Source organism: Mycolicibacterium peregrinum (assembly GCF_001665625.1).
Taxonomy (GTDB): domain Bacteria; phylum Actinomycetota; class Actinomycetes; order Mycobacteriales; family Mycobacteriaceae; genus Mycobacterium; species Mycobacterium peregrinum_B.
Genome location: NZ_LZSY01000061.1, coordinates 15,941 through 37,040 on the forward strand (window position 1 = coordinate 15,941; position 21,100 = coordinate 37,040).

Genomic DNA, 21,100 nt, shown 5'->3' on the forward strand with positions numbered 1-21,100 from the left:
TCTGGGCGGCCTAGAGTAGTGCGTTACCCTATTTTGCCGGTGCGGGGGTTTTTGCTGGTAGCGATGCACGTCACGCTACGGTCCCCGCGTTGCCAGGAGTCTGCGGTCGGGTACAGGACGAACAGCTGGATCCCGGATTCCGAGTTGGCGTCGGGGGCGTAATCGGCCAGTGCCGGAGCGCACCTGTCGGCGTACTTCACGACTGCCGCGTCGCCCGGGAAATTCCCCTCGGGCAGCGGCAGCACCGCGAACACCTCACCCTTGTGCGGCTGATCGCAACTCACCGACTTGACGTACAACACCCGGCTGCTGTCGGGAATGTCGGCCAGACAATCGCCCGACCGAACCTGGCTGGCTTCGGTGGCGCCCCGGTCCCGAGCCAGGTAGAACACCGCGCCGGCGGCGACCACGAGCGCGACCAGAACCACGACACCTAGCAGCACCCACTTGAGCGCAGGGGATTTCCTCGGTGGCGCCGAGAGCTGGTCGGGGCCGGTGGAATACGGCTGCGGCGGCGGTGGCGGGTAGTGGTGACCGGGCGAGCCCTGCGGGCCAGGGCGACCGGTGGGGCCGGGCGGGTAGGTCATGGTTCGACGATATCGACTGCCCGCAGCGCGGCATCCACCGCGAGGGCGGGCACGTCTAGACGCTTGGATCCGAGGTCGTGGCGGGCACCCTCGATGACGACGACTTCGGTGGGACCGGCCACCAGCGCCGCCGCCGCGGTGAGCTCGTCGATGGTGCCGAACGGGTCGGAGGTGCCATGGGTGAATACCGTCGGCATCGTGATGTCGGGGAGATGCTCAGTGCGCGCGCGTTCCGGCTTACCAGGCGGATGCAGTGGGTAGGAAAACAGAGTCAGCACGTCCGGCCCAGTCCCGGTGGCCGCGACCATCGAGGTCATCCGCCCGCCGTAGGAATGCCCACCCGCGATCACCGGGCCATCGGTGAGGCTGCGGGCCAGTGCGATCGCCTCGGCGATGCCCTCCTGGTCTCCCGCCGCCGATCCCGACGGTGGTCCCTTGGGCCTGCGCCGGCGGTAGGGCAGGTTGTAGCGGACGGCCAGCCAGCCCCGCGACGCCCATTCGTCGCAGACCTTGACCAGCATCGCCGAATCCCGGTTGCCCCCTGCGCCATGCGTGAGCACCACGACGCCCGTCGGGGTGGCCTCGGGTTCGTGGGCGACGCCGGCGATCGCGTCGAGGTTCACGACTGCAACCGGAACAAGGCGTTCACCGGGCCGTGGCCGTGGCCCAGCGGATAGTTGGCCCGAATGCATTCGGTTACCCAGGCCTTGCCGAACTCCACTGCCTGCGGAACCGAATAGCCATGTGCCAAGGCACAAGCCGTCGCCGCGGCCAAGGTATCGCCGGCCCCGTGGTCGTTGCCGGTATCGATCCGCGGCGCCGCGAACTCGTAGAACTCTGTGCCGTCGAACAGCAGATCCGGACTGGCCGACGACGAGCGCAGGTGCCCGCCCTTGACCAGTGCCCACTGCGGACCGAGCGCGTGCAGTGCGCGCGCTGCGTCCCGCTGCGAGGCGTCGTCGACGACCTCGATGTCGACGAGCAACCGGACCTCGTCGAGGTTCGGGGTGACCAGCGTGGCCAGCGGAAACAGCTCGGTGCGTAGCGCGTCGAGGGCGCTGTGGTGCAACAGCGGATCACCGTGCATCGAGGCGCACACCGGGTCGACGACCAGGGGCACCGCTCCCAACCCTTCCGCCCGCCAGGTCTCGGCGATGGTGGTGATGATCTCCGAGGACGCCAACATGCCGGTCTTCGCGGCCTGGATCCCGATATCCGAGGTCACGGCCGAGATCTGACCGGCCACCACGTCGAGCGGAACCTCGTGGAAACCCTTGACACCCAGCGAGTTCTGCACCGTCACAGCCGTAAGCGCGACACAGCCGTGCAGGCCGAGCATGGCGAAGGTCCGCATGTCGGCCTGGATCCCGGCACCACCGCCGGAATCGGACCCGGCGATGGTCATCACCCGCAGCGGGGTCTCACCCGCAGGGGTCAACGGCAAGAAGTTCACTTCGGCCTCACGTGGTCAAGGGTAGATAGACGCGGTTGCCATGGTCGGCGAACTCCTGCGATTTCTCGGCCATGCCGCGCTCGATATCCTCCGGGGCCACCCCGTCGGGGTAGGCATCACGGATGTCCTGCGTGATGCGCATCGAGCAGAACTTGGGACCACACATCGAGCAGAAGTGCGCGGTCTTGGCTGGTTCGGCGGGCAGCGTCTCGTCGTGGAACTCACGCGCGGTGTCGGGATCCAGCGACAGCGCGAACTGGTCGTGCCAGCGGAACTCGAAGCGCGCCTTGGAGAGTGCGTCGTCGCGCTGCTGGGCGCGTGGGTGCCCCTTCGCGAGGTCGCCGGCGTGGGCGGCGATCTTGTAGGCGATGACGCCGTCCTTGACGTCCTTTCGGTCCGGGAGGCCCAGGTGCTCCTTCGGGGTGACGTAGCACAGCATCGCGGTACCGGCCTGGGCGATGATGGCCGCCCCGATCGCCGACGTGATGTGGTCGTAGGCCGGAGCGATATCGGTGGCCAGCGGGCCGAGGGTGTAGAACGGTGCTTCCTCGCACCACTCCTCTTCGAGCCGCACGTTCTCGACGATCTTGTGCATCGGAACGTGGCCCGGTCCCTCGATCATCACCTGCACGCCATGGGATTTCGCGATCTTGGTGAGCTCACCCAGAGTGCGCAGCTCGGCGAACTGGGCCTCGTCGTTGGCGTCGGCGATCGACCCGGGTCGCAGCCCGTCGCCCAGCGAGAAGGTCACGTCGTAGCGGGCCAGGATCTCGCACAGTTCCTCGAACCGGGTGTACAGGAACGACTCGGTGTGGTGTGCCAGGCACCAGGCCGCCATGATCGATCCGCCCCGGGACACGATGCCGGTGACGCGCTTGACCGTCAGCGGGATGTAGCGCAACAGCACGCCGGCATGGACAGTCATATAGTCGACACCCTGCTCGCACTGCTCGATCACGGTGTCGCGGTACATCTCCCACGTCAACTTGGTCGGGTCGCCGTTGACCTTCTCCAGCGCCTGGTAGATCGGCACGGTCCCGACCGGAACCGGGGAGTTGCGCAGAATCCACTCCCGCGTCTGGTGGATGTCCTTGCCGGTCGACAGGTCCATGATGGTGTCAGCACCCCATCGGGTGGCCCACACCATCTTGTCGACCTCCTCCCCGATCGAGGACGTGACAGCCGAATTGCCGATATTGGCATTGACTTTCACTCCGAACGCCTTGCCGATTATCATCGGCTCGGCCTCGGGGTGGTTGTGATTGGCCGGGATGACCGCCCGGCCCCGAGCTACCTCGTCGCGCACCAGCTCAGGTGAAACGCCTTCGCGTTCAGCGATATACGCCATCTCGGCAGTGATCTCCCCGGCGCGGGCCCGCTGCAACTGGGTGCCGCGGTCTTTGTGCATTCCGGGCCGTGACGGCAGGCCGGAGTTCAGGTCGATCACCGCGTCGTCGTCGGTGTACGGGCCCGAGGTGTCGTACAGGTCCAGATGTTCCCCATTGGTGAGGTTCACCCGGCGAAACGGCACGCGCATGGTCGTGCCGTCATGGTTGATCTCGCGATAGACCTTGGTGCTTCCGGTGATCGGACCGGTGGTCACGGATGGGTCGACAACAAAACTGCTCATTTCATCTCCCTACGCCGGCATTACCCGGTCAGGTTCGTACGGTCGACGGGCGTACCCGTCCTCTCAGTGCGCTCGTGCGCACTCCCGCGTGTGTGGTTTGCAGGGCCCAACCTAGCGCAGTCGCAGGGTTCGGGGGAACCGGATGCGCACTCTCAGGAAGTTGTCAGGGGGGATCACGTCGCCTTCTCGCCAGGGTTGTATCCGGCGACGTTGCGTGACCCTCATGTCGAAATCCGCCGCCGGTGGCCCGGATCCGCGAAGTTCAGGAGTTGCCCAGTCTTGATTTGCATAGCTAATATATGTGTTTTGCATGTTTCGGGTCGACCGCTGGCCCTGGATATAGCCCTTGACGCGATACGAGATGCGAACACGAGATGACGACTGACGCTGAACTCAGCAGCCCGCCAGGCGCGGGCGACACCGCCGAGGCCGAGACCGCCGACCGGCGCAAACGGATGGATCACGACCACCCGTTCTACAAGTGGGTGGTGCTGTCCAACACGACGTTGGGCATCCTGCTGGCCTCCATCAACGCGTCGATCGTGTTGATCTCGCTGCCGGCGATCTTCCGCGGCATCGGGTTGAACCCGCTCGCCCCCGGCAACGTCAGCTACCTGCTGTGGATGCTGATGGGCTACCTCGTGGTGACCGCGGTGCTCGTCGTGCCGTTCGGGCGTCTCGGCGACATGTACGGCCGGGTGCGCATCTACAACCTCGGTTTCGTGGTTTTCACCGTTGCCGCGATCGCGCTGTCCTTCGACCCGTTCCAGCTCGGTGGCGGTGCCGTCTGGCTGATCGCTTGGCGCGTGGTCCAGGGCGTCGGCGGCGCCATGCTGATGGCGTCGTCTTCGGCCATCCTCACGGATGCCTTCCCCGCCAACCAGCGCGGCATGGCACTGGGCACCAACATGGTGGCCGCCGTTGCCGGGTCATTCCTCGGACTGCTGATCGGTGGCTTCCTGTCCGAATGGCACTGGAAGGCCGTGTTCTGGGTGGGTGTGCCGATCGGGATCCTCGGCACGATCTGGAGCTACCGCTCACTCAAGGAACTCGGTGTCCGCACCGCCGGACGGCTCGACTGGGCCGGCACCCTGACGTTCGGGCTGGGCCTGACGGTCCTGTTGATCGGCATCACCTACGGCATCCAGCCCTACGGTGACTCGACCACCGGCTGGACCAGCCCGTGGGTTCTGGGCTCCATCGCGGTGGGCCTGCTGCTGTTGGTGGCGTTCTGCATCGTCGAGTTGAAGGTGTCGTCGCCGATGGTCGACATCCGGTTGTTCAAATCGGCGGCGTTCGGGATGGGCAACCTCGCCGGGCTGATGTCCTCGGTGGGCCGCGGCGGACTGCAATTCATGCTCATCATCTGGTTGCAGGGCATCTGGCTGCCGCTGCACGGTTACAGCTTCGAATCCACACCGCTGTGGGCCGGCATCTACCTGCTACCGGTCACCGTCGGGTTTCTGGTCGCCGCGCCGATCGCCGGGTCGCTCTCCGATCGCATCGGTGCGCGGCCGCTGACCGTCGGCGGCATGCTGCTGATGGCTGCCACCTTCGTGGCGCTGCTGATGATCCCGGTCAACTTCGACTACTGGGTGTTCGCGATCCTGGTGTTCCTCAACGGACTGGGCGGCGGAATCTTCACCGCCCCCAACACGGCAGCCATCATGTCGAGCGTGCCGGCCGATCAGCGCGGTGCGGCCTCCGGCGTCCGGTCGACGTTCTTCAACGCGGGCAACTCGCTGTCGATCGGCATCTTCTTCTCGCTGATGATCGTCGGGCTGGCCAACACACTGCCTGCAGCGTTGACCACCGGCCTGACGCAGCAAGGTGTTTCGGCCTCGGTCGCCCACGATGTGGCCAACCTGCCCCCGGTCGGCAGCCTGTTCGCCGCCTTCCTGGGCTACAACCCGATGGCCGAACTGCTCGCGCCCTACGACGCTCTGCACCAGCCAGGAGTGAACGCGGACGTGATCACCGGGCAGACGTTCTTCCCGCAGCTGATCACCGAGCCGTTCCATTCCGGCCTGACGGTGGTGTTCACCGCCGCGGCCGTGATGATGGTGATCGGTGCGGTGGCGTCGATGTTCAGCGCGGGCCGCTATGGGACGGAGGCGGGAGCCGACAACGAGGCCTGAGCGGCGGGAGCCGACAACGAGGCCTGAGCAGCCTCAGCAGCCGGTCAGCAAACCGATTTCCGGTGGCCTCATGGGATACTCGCCGCCATGGTCGCTCAGACATTGGCCGCCGCCGGAAGCGCCGCAGAATCCGCGGGCTACGTCATCGGCACGCTGTTCATTCCGGGGTTGGGGCTGCTGCTGCTCATCCTCGGCCTGGTTCGGCGTTCGTCGTCTCAGTCGAAGTCGATTGGCCAGCCCGGGTACCCGCCGGGCTATCCGCAGCCGGGGTACCCCCAGGGCTACCCGCAGCCGGGGTATTCGCAGGGTTACCAGCAGCCGGGTTATCCGCCGAGCTATCCGCAGCAGGGTTACCAGCCCGGTTACCCGCAGCAGCCCGGCTATCCGCCGGTCCCGCCACAGGCCTACGGCGCACCACCCAAGAAGTCGGGCACGGCATTGATCGTGATCGGTGCGATTCTGCTGGTGCTCGGCCTGTTGGGATTGGCCGGGCGGATGGCCACCCGCGCGTCGGAGTCGACCTCGAGATCTGAGTCGAATTCCAGTTCGGCGTCGAGTTCGAGTGCGGTGCCGGGCACGAGCTCAAATTCCGGGTCCTCGCAGTCCGGGGCCTCAGGTGACTTGGCGGTGGGGGAGTGCATCACCAGCGATCAGTACGCCACGGCGGGCATGGACCTCACCCCGTCCGGCTGCAGCAACCCGGATGCGATTTACGAGTTGGTGTCCAGAGGTGGCGGATCCGCAACCTGCCCGGACGGCAAACGGGCCGACTCTGACTACTCCGTGCTCATGGACGACTCTCGCACCTACTGTTTCATCCTCAACTTCGAGGAAGGCGAGTGCTTCAACCTCGACGACAAGCTCGCCTCCCTGGTGGAATGCTCCGACCCGAACGCTGTCATCAAGATCGTCCAGCGGGTTGACGGTTCAACCGACCCCGCTGTCTGCGGTTCCGGCTCACGCGCGGTGGCCTTCCCCGAACCGGCGCGGGTCTACTGCGCGGGGAAGCCGTCATAGCCGACCTACACTCGGGCTCGTGACCACCACACAGCGCCGCGGATTCAACGACGCCATCACGCGCTTCTGGAGTTTTGCCGCACCGGCCTATGACCAGGGTTGTCTCCAGCGGTGGGTGTACCGGCCCGCCCAGGACGAGGTGATCGCCCAACTGCAGGAGCGCGGTGCCCGTGCGATTGCCGACATCGCCTGCGGTACCGGCATCCTGGCCGATCGCATCCAGCGTGAACTCCTCCCCGATGAGGTCTACGGCCTGGACATGTCCGACGGCATGCTCGCCCAGGCGCGCAAGCGGTCAGACCGCGTGCGGTGGAAGTCTGCCCCCGCCGAGGAGCTGCCCTTCCAGGACGGCTTCCTGGACGCGGTGGTGACCACCTCGGCTTTCCATTTCTTCGACCAGCCCGCCGCGCTCGCGGAGTTCTACCGGGTGCTGGCGCCCGGGGGGATGGTGGCGGTGGCGACGATGAGCCCGCGCCGCACCTTCCTGCCGCTGCATGCGTTGTCGGCCGACCTGGGCGCACCCGCGCACAGTCCCACCGAGCAGGAGATGCGCGCGCTGTTCGAGGCGGCCGGATTCACCGTCGCCGAACAACATCGGGTACGCCGGCCGGTATGGACGCCGATCTCCGACGCCATCACCGTGGGCGTGAAGCCCGCATGACAGAGAACGACGACAGCCAGCCTCAGATCAGCGGTTCGGTGCAACTGCGCCGTGACCGCTGTGCCACCACGACCGCTGATCAGCGGCTGCTGGACCGGCGCGGCCCCACCGATTGGGTGCACACCGATCCGTGGCGCGTGATGCGCATCCAGGGTGAGTTCGTCGACGGTTTCGACGCCCTCGCCGAAATGCCGAGGGCGGTGACGGTTTTCGGGTCCGCTCGCACGGAACCACATTCGCCCGAGTACCGACTGGGCGAGGAACTGGGTATCGCGCTGGTGCGGGCGGGCTACGCGGTGATCACCGGGGGCGGTCCGGGTTCGATGGAGGCCGTCAACCGCGGCGCCAGCGAGTCCGGCGGCTACTCCGTGGGACTCGGTATCGAGCTGCCCTTCGAGCAGCGCCTCAACCACTGGGTGGATCTCGGCATCAACTTCCGCTACTTCTTCGTCCGCAAGACCATGTTCGTCAAATATGCCCAGGCCTTCGTGTGCCTGCCGGGCGGATTCGGCACTCTCGACGAACTGTTCGAGGCGTTGACCCTGGTGCAGACCCACAAGGTCACCGAGTTTCCGATCATCCTGCTGGGTGTCGACTATTGGTCGGGCCTGATCGACTGGATTCGGAACACCGTTTTGCCCGGCGGCAAGATCGATGAATCCGAGTTCGCCCTGCTCCACTGCACCGACAGCGTGGCCGAAGCCGTGGAACTCATCGTTGCGTCGGCGCGATAGCCGAGGAATAGCGGCGCGGCTTGCCGGGCCCGAGTTCGGCCAGCGTCCTCACTTGCGTGACTTCGACCGGATGCCCCAGCAGTAGCCTCAGTGCCTCGGTCACCCGGTGCTGGTCGCCGGACGCGACCACCGCTGAGACGCGACCGTGGGCGTCCTGGTCGACGCTCCACCCGCGGGCTCCGGCCGCCTGCAGCTGTTGGGTGAGGTCGACACACGGCACCACGACGCCCGTCGCCGACACGAAAACCGTTGCCTCCCTTCCCTCCAGATTGGTGAGAGCGGGCCGACCGCGATGGCTGACCAGCCGCGCGTAGTCGCCCGTGCGGTAGCGCACCAGTGGCAGAAACTGGTTCTCTCCGCACGTCACCACGACCTCACCGGCCAGCACCTCGACGTGCACGCGACGTTCGGCCACCGCGAAGGGGCCGCCGTCGTCGCTGACTGCGATGGGCCGGGTCTCGTGCAAGCCGTAGACGTCCAGGACCGGACAGTCGTAGGCCGCCTCGAGGGCCCGGCGCAAGGGCGCCGTCAGTGTCATCGCCCCGGAGATCAGCGCCAGCGGCCGCAATACGGCGGCAAGGCCGGGATCGAGCAGCACCTCCAACGACGTAGGAGTGCCGCTGATCACCTGCGGATCGGTATCCCGCAGATACGCGTCGCGCTGCGTGGCCCCGCCTGCCCAAGCGGCCGGATGCAGGTTCAGCCGGGCCATCAACGCCTCGTCGAAGCCCGGGATCACCGAGGTGTAGGTGAAGGCCTGCCGCTGGAACACCGTCTGCACCAAAGCCACCCGATGGTCCATCGGCTCCCAGTGGGCGCCCACCAGCCCGCGCAGCCAATGAAATCCGCGAGCCAACTCGTCCGGATCGTCGGGCATCACCAGGGCGGCACCGGTACTGCCCGAACTCGTGCCGTGCAGCATCCGACCGAGGTCGGCGCCGGGCGGGACGAACGCCGCGATGTCGTCGACGAGGTCTTCGCGCCCGATCAGCGGAAAGTCGGTGAGACTGTCCAGCGGGCCGGTGTGGCGGCGATAGGCGGGCAGGGTGCGGGCCAGCGCGAGATGTTGCGGAAGCCAATCATCAAGGGGCAGTTGGCGGGTGGCGGCTTGTTGCTCGGCGGGGGTGAGCCGGTGCCCGACCCGGTGGCGCCAGGCCGGTGCGTGCGGGTGCTGTTCCAGGGCGGCCAGCCGCTCGCGCCCGGCCACCGACAGGCCGGGCCAGCGCTGCTCATCGGTCAGCGCCACCTGGCCGAACGGAACATAGTCCTGAAGCCCCAGCGGATCGTCACTCACTGTTGTACCGTGCCGCAGCTTCTTTCGCCTTGGCGTCGGCCAGGCGGCGTTGTACGGCCATGCGGTGTTCGTGATCGGCCAATGCCTGCGCCAATGCGCCCTCGCGCCGCACCGAATCGCGCATCTCGAACAGTGATCGGGCCTGCCCGGTGTCCTCGCCGTGCGCCAGCAGGCCGTTCCACAGCAGGAAGGTGCGCACCGCCTCGTCGCGGCGGTCCGCATCGCTGAGCCAACGGCCTGGATCGACCAGCGGCGCCAACCGAAAAGCCAATGCCAACAACGCCGTCGCAGCCTTACGGTCGTCCAGCGGTGCGGTGAACGGGCCGATCAGGTCCGCACTGGCGAACAACCACAGCCCGATGGCGGCGCCGCGCCGGGACGCCGGAGAGCCCCGCTCGGCGATACGCTGGGCGGCCGCGGCGCAACCGGTGTGGTTGAACACATCGCACGCCAGCGCCACCACGTCGACGGTGTCGGCGAGAAACGGCTGCGGCGTACTCGCCATCCGCGCCGCGACCTCGTCGACGGTAGGGCCGGGCTTGAGCGTCGACCACACTGCCTGCTCGTCCAATTCCTCGGCGAACCAGTTTGCCAATTGTTCAGCCATGCAGTACCTCTCGCCGATATCCGGCGATGCGCGCGGCCAACCTCGCGCAGACCGCCGGTGCGTCGGACATGTTGTCCAGATAGTCGACGTCGAAACCGGCCTCGGCCGCCGGAGCGGCCACCGAGCGGGACCGGTCCTGCACCAGCAGCGTGGCCGTGTCGAGTTGCCGCCGCACCGCCGCTGCCACTCCCGCGTATTCCTCCTGGCCCGCGCCGAACAGCGACATCAAACCGTCGTCGGACAGCACCACCAGGTGGCGCAGCTCGTCAGCGCCGCCTGAAAAGTCATGGCCGCCGGGTGGATAGCGGTGCGCGAGCAGATCGAGGGGAAACACGGTGCCGCCGCTGAAAAACGTCGTCAACTGGCGGATGATCTCCGACCGGTCCCGGGTATACACGCTGTCCCCGGCGACCTGGCCGCGACCCGCCCACGACGTGACGCGTACCCGCCCACCACCTTTGAGTACCGACAGCGCGAGGATCATGCCGGCCAACACGGCCGGGGAACCTCGCTCGGGGCGCGGCATCGAGGCGGATGAGTCGATGTAGAGATCCAGCGTCACCGCTTCGGTGGTGGGGGCCGGATCGTCAGGAAGCTGGGTGCGACGGCGCGTCGTCACCCCGGGCACCACTATCGGATTCACCGCGAGGGTGGCCGGCCAATCCAGCTCGGTGGCGTCGTCACCGAGCTCCCACGTCTCCAGCGGCCCGGGGATCCCCTGATCGGCGACGCCGCGCCCGGATTGCCGCAGCGGGCGGATCCAGGGCCGGGCCTGCGCCTCGTACCAGGCCAGCATCACGGCGTTGGGATCGGATCCGTCGAACAAGGCCAAGGTCTGTGCGACACCGTAACTTTGGCCAGGCGCCTGATCCGGTGCGGAGCCGCCGACCGCGGCCGCCGCGGGGTGTACCGGCGGCTCGTCGAGCCGCGGATCGGCGAGCACCTGCGCGAGTTCGGCTGCCGTCGCGGGGGCTCCGCCCTGTTCGGCGCATCCGCCGCCGGGCAGGGCGGCACCTTCGGTGATCAGCGATTCCAGCACCAGGTAGGGCACCAGGACCATGCCGAAGGTGAGGGCACCGCCCACCGGGTCCGCACCGAAGGTCCGGATCGCCTGTGCCACGTACTCGGCGTCGGCGACCGGCTGCACCGGCTGGCTCAGCAGTAGTTCGTCGTGGATGGCGCGTACCCGCATGGCGGCTACTCGGTGGGCACGTTCCTTCTCCTGCAGGTCCTCGCGGACCATCGACACGTCGAGCGTGGCCGGGTCGACGTGCTGGCGAGCTCGCACGTCTTCATGAACTGCCTCGGGAACCGAGGGAGGGTCGTTGGGGCACAGCGTGTTCGACGGCAGTGACCACAGCAACTCGTAGGCACGCATGAGTACCCACCAGGCTGCGTTCGACACCGGCTCCCGGGCGGTCAGCGTGCGCCACAACGTGATCATGTCCGGCTCGATGCCCGGATGCCGTCTGCGCTGCATGCGGACCACTCGGTCGTTGATGAGCAGATCCGACCACAGATTGGACAGGTGCCGGGCCGTGCTGGTGACGGGAATGGCGCGACGAGGGTCGCTCGCCACGATCGCCCGGGCCATCTGTTGCATGAGCTTGAACGAGACGATGCGGGTGCTCGGAGAAAGCACGTGATGCCCGATCTCATGTGCGAAGACGCTGGTCAGATGGCGTTCGGCGCCCTGGCGGGTCAGCTCGTCCAGGTCGATCGAGATCGACGGTGGAAACGAGAACCAGGCGAATGTTCCGGTTGCGCTGTCGCGCACCATGTTCGGCGGATGGAGTTGCACGCCCCACAGGTCGAGTGCGGCCCGCCAGGCCACCAATTCGGGATCGGTCGGTGCCCGTCCGGTCATGCCGGCCAGATCTCGGCCAGGTAGGAGGTCGGGCGCACCACCAGTTGCGCCGTGGCGGGTCCGCCGGTCTGCGGGCCGGGCGCGGCGGCGTCGGAGATGACGTGGCCGAACACGTCGGCATCGATCTGCCGGCGCTGTGCGCCGACATTCACCGTCCACCTACCCGGTCCACAAGGTGCGGGATCGGTGGGCGGCTGGTCCCACCTGCCGCCGAGGCCGGTGAAACCGCCGATCCGCGCGATCAATTGGCCCGGCGGGCGCAGAGGCCAGTAGAACCGGTCGAGCGCCTGCCCGTCGGTGAACGGGACGACCGCGTCGACCGGAAGGCCCAGGACCGAGGCCGCGAGGTCGACGGGGAGCAGCTGCAAACGGGACAACGCAGCGTCGCGGATCCCCAGCACCCCGGCCCGCCAGGCGGCCACCGCCGCGACGTTGAACATCACGTCCCGCGCCGCCGAAATACCGCGCAGGGCATGGCGGTACCGCATCGGGTCGCCGCCGAAGCGGGCCACGTTGTCAGCCGAGATGGCCAGATCGAGGCCGGGCACCGCAGGCAGCTCGGCGGGCGTGGGCAGGTCGAGGTTGACCTGGTGGTACGCCCGGGCAATCACCGGCCGCTCTCCAGCCAGTGCAGATAGTTCGAATACCGTTGGTAGAGATACTTCAAGGCGACCAGATCGTCGAAATCCCGGCCGTAGATCTTGCCGACGCCAGAGACCGCCGAGATCTGAGCCTCGATCGTGGTGAGGCGCCGCGACACCTCAAGCGCGTCCAAACCGTCGAGACCGTGGCCGAACTGCTCGACCAGTTCGGCCACCGGATCCTCGCCCTCGCGCTCCAGTGCGACGAACTCCCGGCACGACGAGTCGAACAGGTCGGTCAGCCAGCTCGCGGGGTCTGACGCCAGTTCCCGGTCCGTGCCGGTGTCGAAGCGGGGATGGGCAGTATTCGGTAACAGCTTGCCGCGCAAGGCGAACGGCACCATCGCCCGCACGTCCTCGAGAGTGACGGTGTCGTTGCCCCGGAACCAGGCCAGCGCCTTGGCATAGAGCACCAGGTTCTGCAGCGAGCGCACCGACACCCCGTTGACGGTCTGCGCGCCGAGATCGATCTGCAGATCGGCGCCCGAGTTGGCGTCGATGATCTGCTCGACCTCGAGACCGGCGGTGGCCACCACATCCTTGGTCCGGTACTCGAAGCGGCGGCCACCGTGCTGGACGAACTCGAAGTGGCTGACGAAGAACTCCAACCGACGGCGTACGTCGGTGGGCACCGGAATCGCCCGGATCGCCCGGACCATCTCCGCCTGCTCGGCCCCGCCGAACACCAGCTCGGCGGGCACGTTGTCCTCCGGCCGGTCCCCGGCCTCCACGCGACTCACCAGTTCGTCGAGGAAGCGGCTGTTGAAACCGAATGCCTGCACGGTCACGTCGATACGGTCGCGCAGCGCCTGGATCACCGGGAAGGTGCCGCCACCGCCGTCGTCGTTGGCGGTGAAGAACCAGCTCTCCACCCCGTGTTCGGGTGCGGTGACGTGCATCTGGTCGTGGCTTTCCACATAACCCTCGGCGACCATGGTCAGCAGCGCCGACTGGGTCTTGGTCGGAATCCGGTTGTACTCGTCGAGGATCTTGACCGGCGCGGTCAGCCAGCTCTTCCAGGCGATGGTGATCTCGGCGAGGTTCCCCGCCTGCACCAGGTCGCGCGGCAGCGGGATCCCGACCAGATCACCCACGGTCAGCTGTGGCTGGCCCTGCTGGACGTGGCGGCGTACGTCGGCGGGGGTGGACCCGGCCAGCACGCCCATCAACACTGCCAGTGTGGTCTTGCCGCGGCCCGGCCCGCCGATCAGCAGGCAGCGTCCGCCGACGGCGAAAGTCAGCAGTGGGACAAGGACATTCGAGGAGTAGGCGGGCTGCCTGGGCAGGCTCAGGGACGCACCCGCGTCGCCGAGCGGATAGTTGACGGTCGTGTCCGAGCCGAACTCGACGTCGTAGAACGGGGAGATGACGGCCTTGTTGATCAGCCAGAAGTAGGCGCGGCGCAGCTTCTCGTCGAGAGTGACCGTGGGCTCCGTGGGTGGGGTGAACAGGTCGGCGGCGGTGAGGCCGGTTAGCATTGGCGCGACGGGAGGGGGCCGGATGACGACCAGGTGGAGCGCGGTATCCAAATCGCCGACCCTGCCCGTCGCGCCAATGCTAACCGGCCCGCCCCCGCCGCCGCGGCGTTGATTCTGCGCCCAGGGCGTGGCCCACTCGCACTTTCTCGCCCTCGCCGCAGAGCCGACCGGGGTTCAGCCGAGCTCGACCACGACCGGGGCATGGTCGCTGGGCGCGGTGGTGCCCTTCTTGGGGCGGCGTTCGTCCTTCACGATCTCGGCGCCGGTGACCCGCGACGCCAGACCGGGCGAGCCGAGGATGAAGTCGATGCGCATGCCGCGGCGCTTCTGGAACGCCAGCTGGGTGTAGTCCCAGTAGGTGTAGATCCCCGGCCCTTCGGTGAAAGGTCGCACCACATCGGTGAATTGGGCGTCATGCATGGCCTGGAAGGCGGCCCGCTCGGGCTCGGACACATGGGTGCGACCGTCAAAGACGGCCATGTCCCAGACATCCTCGTCCTTGGGGGCGATGTTCCAGTCGCCGACCAGCGCGATGGGCTGCTCCGGATCGTCCTTCAGCCAGCCGGCGGCGGTATCCCGCAGGGCGGCAAGCCAATCCAGCTTGTAGGCGTAGTGCGGATCGGCCAAGGTGCGGCCGTTGGGCACATAGAGGCTCCACACCCGCACCCCACCGCACGTCGCGCCAAGGGCGCGGGCCTCGGACGTGGCCTCTTCCTCAGGCTTGCTGCTCCAGGTCGGCTGACCGGCGAACCCGACCTCCACGTCGTCCAGACCCACCCGTGAGGCGATGGCCACGCCGTTCCACTGGTTGAGCCCGACGTGGGCCACCTCGTAGCCCAACGCCGCGAACGGCATCATCGGGAACTGCGCGTCGGTGCACTTGGTTTCCTGCATGGCCAGCACGTCTACGTCAGCGCGCTCCAGCCAGTCGACCACGCGGTCCACTCGGGTACGGATCGAATTGACGTTCCACGTGGCCAGGCGCATGGGGTTAGAGGGTACGGGCGCCGACCTGACGCAGGAACGCCCGGGCAGCGGAGCCGGTGCCCGGGCTGATGGCCAGTGCCAGTGTCCGGGTTGTCCTCGGGATCAGTGGGCGACTGACGATTCCGGGATGCGGACCGGAAAGGGACGGCAGAATGCTCACCCCCAATCCGGCGCGCACCAGGTCGAGCACCGCCGTCATCTCGTGGGCTTCGAAGTCGGCACCGAGCTCAACGCCAGCCTCGGCGGCGACCGGTGTGAACACCGCGGCGCATCCCCCCGTCGACCGGATGAAGGGTTCGGCGGCCAACTCGGCGTAGCTGACCGCGTTCAGCGCGGCGAGGCGGTGGCCGGCAGGCAGGACGGCCACCATCTCGTCGACGCCGAGCTTTCCGACTTCCAGGCCGGGGGCAGGAAGGCTGACCACCCCGGCGTCCGCCGCGCCGCGCTCCAGCCAGGACCTGATCTCGGGTTCGCTGCCCTCCATCAGGTGCACTGTCACGCCGGGATACTCATCGCTGAACGCGCGCAGCCGCGGCGCGAGCATCGTGCCGGTGGCGAACGGCAGGCTCGCCACCCGCAGCGTTCCGGTCAGCTGCCCGGCCATCGCCGCGACCTCCGTGCGCATCAGCTCCATGTGACGCACGGCGTCGCGGGCGTGGGCGGCCGCGCGGTCCCCGGCGGCGGTCAGCGATACACCGTTGCGGTGGCGACGTAGCAATGGCAGGCCGAGCTCCTTCTCCAGGCTTGCCACGGCCCGGCTGACCGCCGGCTGGGTCAGGTCCAGCAGCTGTCCCGCGGCGGTGAAGCCGCCCTGGTCGACCACCGCCAGAAACGACTTCAGTTGCAGCAACGTGGGCATTCTCCACCTCAACTATGCGCTGTTGACATGCGTATATATCAAAAATGGCATGGAACATCTCGGTCTGTAAAGCGTTTCTGTAATGCATCGATGAAAGGAAGCGCACATGACATCACGACGGGTTCTGATCACCGGAGCCTCGAAGGGGATCGGGCGGGCGGTTGCCGACCGGCTGGCCGCCGCCGGCCACGAACCGATCGGGTTCGCCAGGACCGCAACGCCCGGCTTTCCCGGAAAGTTGATCGAGGTCGATCTCGGCGACCGGGCAGCGACCGATGCGGCGCTGACCGCGGTCCTGGCAGATGGGCCGATCGAGGCCGTGGTGAACAACGTCGGTCTGGCCCGGTTCGCCCGTATCGGCAGCATCGACCTGGACACGTTGGCAGAGACCTACGACCTCAACGTGCGGACCGCCGTCCAGGTGGTGCAGGCGGCGTTGCCGGACATGCTCGCCGCGGGCTGGGGCCGGATCGTCAATGTGACCAGCCTGACCACCCTCGGCGCCCCGGAGCGCACACCGTACGCCGCGGCGAAGGCCGCTCTGGAAGCCGCCACCCGGATCTGGGCCGGCGAGCTCGCGTCGACCGGCATCACGGTCAACGCCGTCGCACCGGGGCCGATCGAGACCGAGATGTACCGTGCGCGCAGCCCGCAGGGATCGCCGCGCGAGCAGCGCATGCTCGACACCATTCCGATGAAGCGGGTCGGCAAGCCAAACGAGGTCGCGCACGCGATCTGCGCGCTGCTGGACGAGGACGCGGGCTACGTCACCGGCCAGATCGTCAGGGTCGACGGCGGAGGCAGCATCAGTGCGGCGTGAGGATGTCTTCCACTGCGACATAACGGGTTTGGTGGTGCAGCCGAAAACCCAGCGAGGTGTACAGCGCGATTGCCGCGTGGTTGTCGACCTCCACCTGGACGTAGGCCTGGCGGGCGCCTGCCTGGGCACCCCAGGTTGCCAGCGCCTCACACACCGACCGGGCGTGGCCCTGCCCGCGCCGCGCCGGGGAGACCCGGACCGACGAGATGCCCAGCCAGAGTGTGCCGTCCGGAGCCGGTGTCACCGCCCCGCGGCCCACCGCGCAATCGGGGACCGTTGCGAAAACCAGCTGCCCGTCGACCACGGCCGTCAGCACGTCCACGGGGACGTCGCGTTCGTAGAGCCGCAGCCACTCCGCGTCCGGTTGCTGCGCCAGCGTGACGCTCGACGGCGAGGGTTGCGCCGGCGTGACATTCGAGGAGGAAGGGGGAGGGGCGGGCAGCTCACGCACCATGATCCGGGCCGGCTTGATGCCCGGGGTGCGAATCGGCAGGAGTCGCTCGGGCAGGGCCAGCCAGGCCGGCAGGCCACGTTTGCGGTACCAGTTGCGCACCGCGGCGAGATCGGCGATCTGGGCCGACATGTCCAACGGGATCGCCGAATTCGCGCGGCTGGTGACTCCGTGTCCGGCGCGCAGCAGCCAACCGCCCAACCATTGCTGCTCGACGCCCGGCCAGGCCAGCGCCGCCGCATGTTCGAGCGCGCGGATCTCCGAGGCCCGAACCGGGGCGTGCGACAGCTCGCGCACGCTGACGATGTCTGCCGGTGCGACGTCGACGAGCTCGCCGTCCTTGGTGCGGATCAGCACCGTCGGCTCCAGTTGTTCCAGGTGCCCGATGACGTCGGTGAGCGGCTTGGCCGACCCGGCGGGCAGCCGGTACCGAAGGCTGACCCGCGACCCGAGTGCGGGTAATGCCGGCATCAGTGCCCGAACGGGTCAGGGACCTCGCCGGGCATCCAGGACAGGCCGGGAACACCCCATCCGTTGCGCTTGACGGTCTTCTTGGCAGCCCGCGCGTAGCGGCCCACGAGGCGGTCGATGTAGAGGAATCCGTCGAGATGCCCGGTCTCGTGCTGCAGCATCCGGGCAAACAAGTCGGTGCCCTCGAGAGTGATCGGCGAACCGTCGGCATCCAGGCCCGTGACCCGTGCCCAGTCGGCCCGGCCGGTCGGGAAATTCTCGCCCGGCACGGACAGGCAGCCTTCCTCGTCATCGTCGGGGTCGGGCATCGTCTCGGGAACGTCGGAGGTCTCCAGCACCGGGTTGATGACGACCCCGCGGCGCCGCGTGACCTGACCGCGGGTCGGAGCGCAGTCGTAGACGAACAACCGCTTGGCCACACCGATCTGGTTGGCGGCCAAGCCAACCCCGTTCGCGGCGTCCATGGTGTCGAACATGGTCTGGATGAGTTCGGGTAGATCTGCGGGCAGCGAGCCGTCCGGGCCGACCGGCACCGGCTCGGTCGGTGTGTGCAGAACGGGATCCCCGACGATGCAAATCGGTGCGACAGCCATGGGGGAAGCTTAAGGTGGCAATCCTTCTCACCCGACTCGCGGGTTTATGTGTCAGCTCAAGCCAGCAAGCCGTGGTTGAATAATCGCCGAACCACAGCGATGTTATTTCTCAAGTGTCGGAAGGGTCCAGGGAGCAATATGGACGGCGCCATGGCGCGGGCTGAGCAATCCGGGGACGACTCTGACCTGAGCGACGGGCTCACCCGGCGCGAGCACGATATTTTGGCCTTCGAACGCCAATGGTGGAAGTACGCCGGCAGCAAGGAAGACGCGATCAAAGAGCTCTTCTCGATGTCGGCTACCCGGTACTACCAGGTGCTCAACGCGCTGGTGGACCGCCCCGAGGCGCTGGCCGCCGACCCGATGCTGGTCAAGCGGTTGCGGCGGCTGCGGGCAAGCCGTCAGAAGGCGCGCGCCGCGCGGCGGCTCGGCTTCGATATCACTACCTAAAGGTCACGCAATGAGGGATCGGGCGGTTCGCTCGATACAGTGGTGGCGATGAATCAGCGAGACTCCTCCGGGCTGCCCCTGCGCGCCATGGTGATGGTGCTGTTGTTCCTCGGGGTCGTGTTCCTGCTGGTCGGTTTCCAGGCGCTCGGCTCCGACGACGACTCAGCGGATCAATCGTCGTCCGTGGCCACCACGACCGCGACGACCACCACAAAGACATCGGCAAAGGCCGCGCCCGCACCCGACGTCAAGGCCGACGTGCGCGTGTACAACATCTCCGACGTTCCTGGCGCGGCCGAAACCGCGGCCAATCAGTTGCGTGAGGCGCACTGGAATGTCACCGAGACCGGCAACCTGACACTGGAAGGTGTTGCCGGCACCACGGTGTTCTTCGGTGAGACTCCCGATGAGAAGGAAGCAGCCGAAAATGCGGGCAAGGTGTTGCATGCGCCCGTCGAACCCCGACGCCCCGAACTTGTCGCGCAACCACCGGGCGTGATCGTGGTAGTCACCGGCTAGGCTTTGGACCATGCTTAAGTCCGTCGGTGTTGCCGTCCTGTTCGCCGCCCCTGTCGTCGCACTGAGCGCCTGCAGCCCTCCCGGTCAGGTCCCGTCCGACACGCCCGGGACCACCCCGGCAATCTGGACCGGATCGCCGTCCCCCTCGGCCGCTCCCGGTGAGCACGGCAGCGGACACGGTGCACCGGCCACCAGCGGCGGCGAGACCCTGACCGCGGAGCTCAAGACCGCCGACGGCACGTCCGTGGCAACCGCCGACTTCCAGTTCGCCGACGGCTTCGCCACCGTGACCGTCGAGACGACCGCCCCGGGCAAGCTGGCTCCCGGATTCCACGGCCTGCACATCCACTCCGTCGGCAAGTGCGAGGCCAACTCGGTGGCCCCCACCGGCGGCGCACCCGGCGACTTCAACTCGGCCGGCGGCCACTTTCAGGTGTCCGGGCACAGCGGTCACCCCTCCAGCGGTGACCTGAGCTCGCTGCAGATCCGCGCCGACGGCTCGGGCAAGCTGGTGACCACCACCGACGCCTTCACCGCACAGGATCTGCAGGCCGGCGCCAAGACGGCCATCATCATCCACGAGAAGGCCGACAACTTCGCCAACATCCCGCCGGAGAAGTACCAGCAGGTCGTCGGCGGCGCACCCGGCCCCGATCAGGCGACCTTGGCCACCGGCGACGCCGGCTCTCGGGTGGCGTGCGGTGTTATCGGCGCAGGCTGACAGCCGCATCGATTTCGCCGGGTCGCCCCGGCCAACCGTCGGCGTCGAGTGGGAGTTCGCTCTCGTCGACGCCGACACCCGTGATCTGAGCAACGGCGCCGCCGAGGTGATCGCCGAGGTCGGCGAGAGCCCGCACGTGCACAAGGAGTTGCTGCGCAACACCATCGAGATCGTCACCGGAATCTGTGAGAACACCGGTGAGGCGATGGATGACCTGCGCGGCACCCTTGGCCCCGTGCGCAAGATCGTGCACGACCGCGGCATGGAACTGTTCTGCGCGGGCACTCACCCGTTCGCAAAATGGTCGGCGCAACAACTGACCGACGCGCCGCGGTATGCCGAGCTGATCAAGCGCACCCAATGGTGGGGCCGGCAGATGACGATCTGGGGAGTGCACGTGCACGTCGGGATCTCCTCGGCGCACAAGGTGATGCCCATCATCTCCTCGCTGCTCAACCAGTACCCGCATCTGCTGGCGCTCTCGGCGTCGTCCCCGTTCTGGGAAGGCGAGGACACCGGGTACGCCAGCAACCGGGCGATGATGTTCCAGCAGTTGCCCACCGCCGGCCTGCCCTTCCAGTTCCAGACCTGGTCGGAGTTCGAGGGATTCGTCCACGATCAGAAGAAGACCGGCATAATCGACCACCTCAACGAGATCCGTTGGGACATCAGGCCGTCACCGCACCTCGGCACGATCGAGGTGCGGATCTTCGACGGGGTGTCCAATGTGCGGGAACTCGGTGCGCTGGTCGCGCTGACCCACTGCCTCATCGTGGATCTGGACCGCAGGCTCGACGCGGGCGAGCAGCTGCCGACCATGCCGCCGTGGCATGTCCAGGAGAACAAATGGCGCGCCGCCCGCTACGGGCTCGATGCGGTGATCATCCTGGATGCCGACAGCAATGAGCGGCTGGTCACCGAAGACCTCGACGAACTGCTGAATCACCTTGAGCCGGTCGCCAAGTCACTGGGGTGCGCTGACGAGCTGGCCTCGGTCACCGACATCTACCACGGCGGCGGCTCGTATCAACGACAGCGCCGCGTGGCCGAGGAGAATGACGGCGACCTGCGCGAAGTGGTCGATGCCCTGGTCGGTGAACTCCAACTTTAAGGATGAACGCT

At 67.4% G+C, this 21,100-nt stretch carries 22 protein-coding genes and 1 riboswitch; of the genes, 9 read left to right on the forward strand and 13 right to left on the reverse strand.

Going from position 1 to position 21,100, the window contains the following annotated elements; genetic code table 11:
* Nucleotides 1–23 precede the first annotated feature (23 nt).
* The 4 genes from A5779_RS07770 to thiC all read right to left on the reverse strand — a co-directional run bounded on the left by A5779_RS07770 (nucleotide 24) and on the right by thiC (nucleotide 3,670).
* On the reverse strand, nucleotides 24–587 hold the full coding sequence (locus A5779_RS07770; RefSeq protein ID WP_064880553.1) for a septum formation family protein: 564 nt from the start codon (nucleotides 585–587) through the stop codon (nucleotides 24–26).
* The gene (locus A5779_RS07775; RefSeq protein WP_064880555.1) at nucleotides 584–1,210 is read right to left on the reverse strand and encodes an alpha/beta hydrolase family protein; all 627 of its coding nucleotides are present in this window, start codon (nucleotides 1,208–1,210) and stop codon (nucleotides 584–586) included. The genes A5779_RS07770 and A5779_RS07775 overlap by 4 nt, the downstream gene beginning before the upstream one ends.
* Nucleotides 1,207–2,040, reverse strand: coding sequence for a bifunctional hydroxymethylpyrimidine kinase/phosphomethylpyrimidine kinase (gene thiD / locus A5779_RS07780; protein ID WP_064880557.1), 834 nt, complete (start codon nucleotides 2,038–2,040; stop codon nucleotides 1,207–1,209). Before thiD ends, A5779_RS07775 begins: the two co-directional genes overlap by 4 nt.
* 7 nt (nucleotides 2,041–2,047) lie before the next feature.
* Entirely contained in the window at nucleotides 2,048–3,670 is a 1,623-nt protein-coding gene (gene thiC / locus A5779_RS07785; protein ID WP_064880559.1) for a phosphomethylpyrimidine synthase ThiC, read from the reverse strand.
* Nucleotides 3,659–3,768, reverse strand: a riboswitch (TPP riboswitch). (Overlaps the previous gene by 12 nt.)
* 276 nt (nucleotides 3,769–4,044) lie before the next feature.
* Here thiC and A5779_RS07790 point away from each other — a divergent pair.
* The 4 genes from A5779_RS07790 to A5779_RS07805 all read left to right on the forward strand — a co-directional run bounded on the left by A5779_RS07790 (nucleotide 4,045) and on the right by A5779_RS07805 (nucleotide 8,220).
* Nucleotides 4,045–5,808, forward strand: a complete 1,764-nt coding sequence (locus tag A5779_RS07790) for an MFS transporter (protein ID WP_064880561.1) — start codon at nucleotides 4,045–4,047, stop codon at nucleotides 5,806–5,808.
* 87 nt (nucleotides 5,809–5,895) lie between these two features.
* On the forward strand, nucleotides 5,896–6,825 hold the full coding sequence (locus A5779_RS33455; RefSeq protein ID WP_064880563.1) for an LppU/SCO3897 family protein: 930 nt from the start codon (nucleotides 5,896–5,898) through the stop codon (nucleotides 6,823–6,825).
* A gap of 19 nt (nucleotides 6,826–6,844) precedes the next feature.
* A complete protein-coding gene (locus A5779_RS07800) occupies nucleotides 6,845–7,486 on the forward strand; it encodes a class I SAM-dependent methyltransferase (protein ID WP_064880565.1) in 642 nt (213 codons plus the stop codon).
* Nucleotides 7,483–8,220: an LOG family protein gene (locus tag A5779_RS07805; protein ID WP_064880567.1), complete on the forward strand. Its 738-nt coding sequence runs from the start codon at nucleotides 7,483–7,485 to the stop codon at nucleotides 8,218–8,220. Before A5779_RS07800 ends, A5779_RS07805 begins: the two co-directional genes overlap by 4 nt.
* Here A5779_RS07805 and A5779_RS07810 read toward each other — a convergent pair.
* The 7 genes from A5779_RS07810 to A5779_RS07840 all read right to left on the reverse strand — a co-directional run bounded on the left by A5779_RS07810 (nucleotide 8,198) and on the right by A5779_RS07840 (nucleotide 15,953).
* Entirely contained in the window at nucleotides 8,198–9,514 is a 1,317-nt protein-coding gene (locus A5779_RS07810; protein ID WP_064880569.1) for a phenylacetate--CoA ligase family protein, read from the reverse strand. The two genes, A5779_RS07805 and A5779_RS07810, sit on opposite strands and share 23 nt — an antisense overlap.
* Nucleotides 9,507–10,121 (reverse strand): hypothetical protein, encoded by a 615-nt coding sequence (locus tag A5779_RS07815; protein ID WP_064880571.1) that lies wholly within the window; start codon nucleotides 10,119–10,121, stop codon nucleotides 9,507–9,509. Before A5779_RS07815 ends, A5779_RS07810 begins: the two co-directional genes overlap by 8 nt.
* Complete coding sequence (locus tag A5779_RS07820; protein WP_064880573.1) at nucleotides 10,114–11,988, reverse strand: hypothetical protein; 1,875 nt, start codon at nucleotides 11,986–11,988, stop codon at nucleotides 10,114–10,116. Before A5779_RS07820 ends, A5779_RS07815 begins: the two co-directional genes overlap by 8 nt.
* On the reverse strand, nucleotides 11,985–12,599 hold the full coding sequence (locus A5779_RS07825) for a hypothetical protein (RefSeq protein WP_082941580.1): 615 nt from the start codon (nucleotides 12,597–12,599) through the stop codon (nucleotides 11,985–11,987). Before A5779_RS07825 ends, A5779_RS07820 begins: the two co-directional genes overlap by 4 nt.
* A complete protein-coding gene (locus tag A5779_RS07830; protein ID WP_064880574.1) occupies nucleotides 12,596–14,107 on the reverse strand; it encodes an AAA family ATPase in 1,512 nt (503 codons plus the stop codon). Before A5779_RS07830 ends, A5779_RS07825 begins: the two co-directional genes overlap by 4 nt.
* A 174-nt stretch (nucleotides 14,108–14,281) precedes the next feature.
* On the reverse strand, nucleotides 14,282–15,094 hold the full coding sequence (locus A5779_RS07835; protein ID WP_064880576.1) for an exodeoxyribonuclease III: 813 nt from the start codon (nucleotides 15,092–15,094) through the stop codon (nucleotides 14,282–14,284).
* A gap of 4 nt (nucleotides 15,095–15,098) precedes the next feature.
* Nucleotides 15,099–15,953, reverse strand: coding sequence for a LysR family transcriptional regulator (locus tag A5779_RS07840; protein ID WP_064880578.1), 855 nt, complete (start codon nucleotides 15,951–15,953; stop codon nucleotides 15,099–15,101).
* Nucleotides 15,954–16,059: 106 nt separating this feature from the next.
* Between A5779_RS07840 and A5779_RS07845 the strand changes: the two genes are divergently transcribed.
* The gene (locus A5779_RS07845) at nucleotides 16,060–16,773 is read left to right on the forward strand and encodes an SDR family oxidoreductase (protein WP_064880580.1); all 714 of its coding nucleotides are present in this window, start codon (nucleotides 16,060–16,062) and stop codon (nucleotides 16,771–16,773) included.
* Here A5779_RS07845 and A5779_RS07850 read toward each other — a convergent pair.
* Both A5779_RS07850 and A5779_RS07855 read right to left on the reverse strand, forming a co-directional pair.
* Nucleotides 16,760–17,695, reverse strand: a complete 936-nt coding sequence (locus tag A5779_RS07850; RefSeq protein ID WP_064880582.1) for an N-acetylglutamate synthase, CG3035 family — start codon at nucleotides 17,693–17,695, stop codon at nucleotides 16,760–16,762. The two genes, A5779_RS07845 and A5779_RS07850, sit on opposite strands and share 14 nt — an antisense overlap.
* The gene (locus A5779_RS07855; protein ID WP_064880584.1) at nucleotides 17,695–18,288 is read right to left on the reverse strand and encodes a peptide deformylase; all 594 of its coding nucleotides are present in this window, start codon (nucleotides 18,286–18,288) and stop codon (nucleotides 17,695–17,697) included. Before A5779_RS07855 ends, A5779_RS07850 begins: the two co-directional genes overlap by 1 nt.
* 138 nt (nucleotides 18,289–18,426) lie before the next feature.
* On the opposite strand from A5779_RS07855, the gene A5779_RS07860 reads away from it, so the two are divergent.
* Genes A5779_RS07860 through A5779_RS07875 form a run of 4 tightly spaced genes read left to right on the forward strand, consistent with a single transcriptional unit; the run spans nucleotide 18,427 to nucleotide 21,089 of the window.
* Nucleotides 18,427–18,738: a nucleoid-associated protein NapA gene (locus A5779_RS07860; RefSeq protein WP_054601151.1), complete on the forward strand. Its 312-nt coding sequence runs from the start codon at nucleotides 18,427–18,429 to the stop codon at nucleotides 18,736–18,738.
* 48 nt (nucleotides 18,739–18,786) lie between these two features.
* Nucleotides 18,787–19,257 (forward strand): LytR C-terminal domain-containing protein, encoded by a 471-nt coding sequence (locus A5779_RS07865; protein WP_207549043.1) that lies wholly within the window; start codon nucleotides 18,787–18,789, stop codon nucleotides 19,255–19,257.
* Between the two features lie 10 nt (nucleotides 19,258–19,267).
* Nucleotides 19,268–19,978, forward strand: a complete 711-nt coding sequence (gene sodC, locus A5779_RS07870; RefSeq protein ID WP_064880588.1) for a superoxide dismutase[Cu-Zn] — start codon at nucleotides 19,268–19,270, stop codon at nucleotides 19,976–19,978.
* Nucleotides 19,959–21,089, forward strand: coding sequence for a glutamate--cysteine ligase (locus A5779_RS07875; protein WP_064880590.1), 1,131 nt, complete (start codon nucleotides 19,959–19,961; stop codon nucleotides 21,087–21,089). Before sodC ends, A5779_RS07875 begins: the two co-directional genes overlap by 20 nt.
* Nucleotides 21,090–21,100 lie beyond the last annotated feature (11 nt).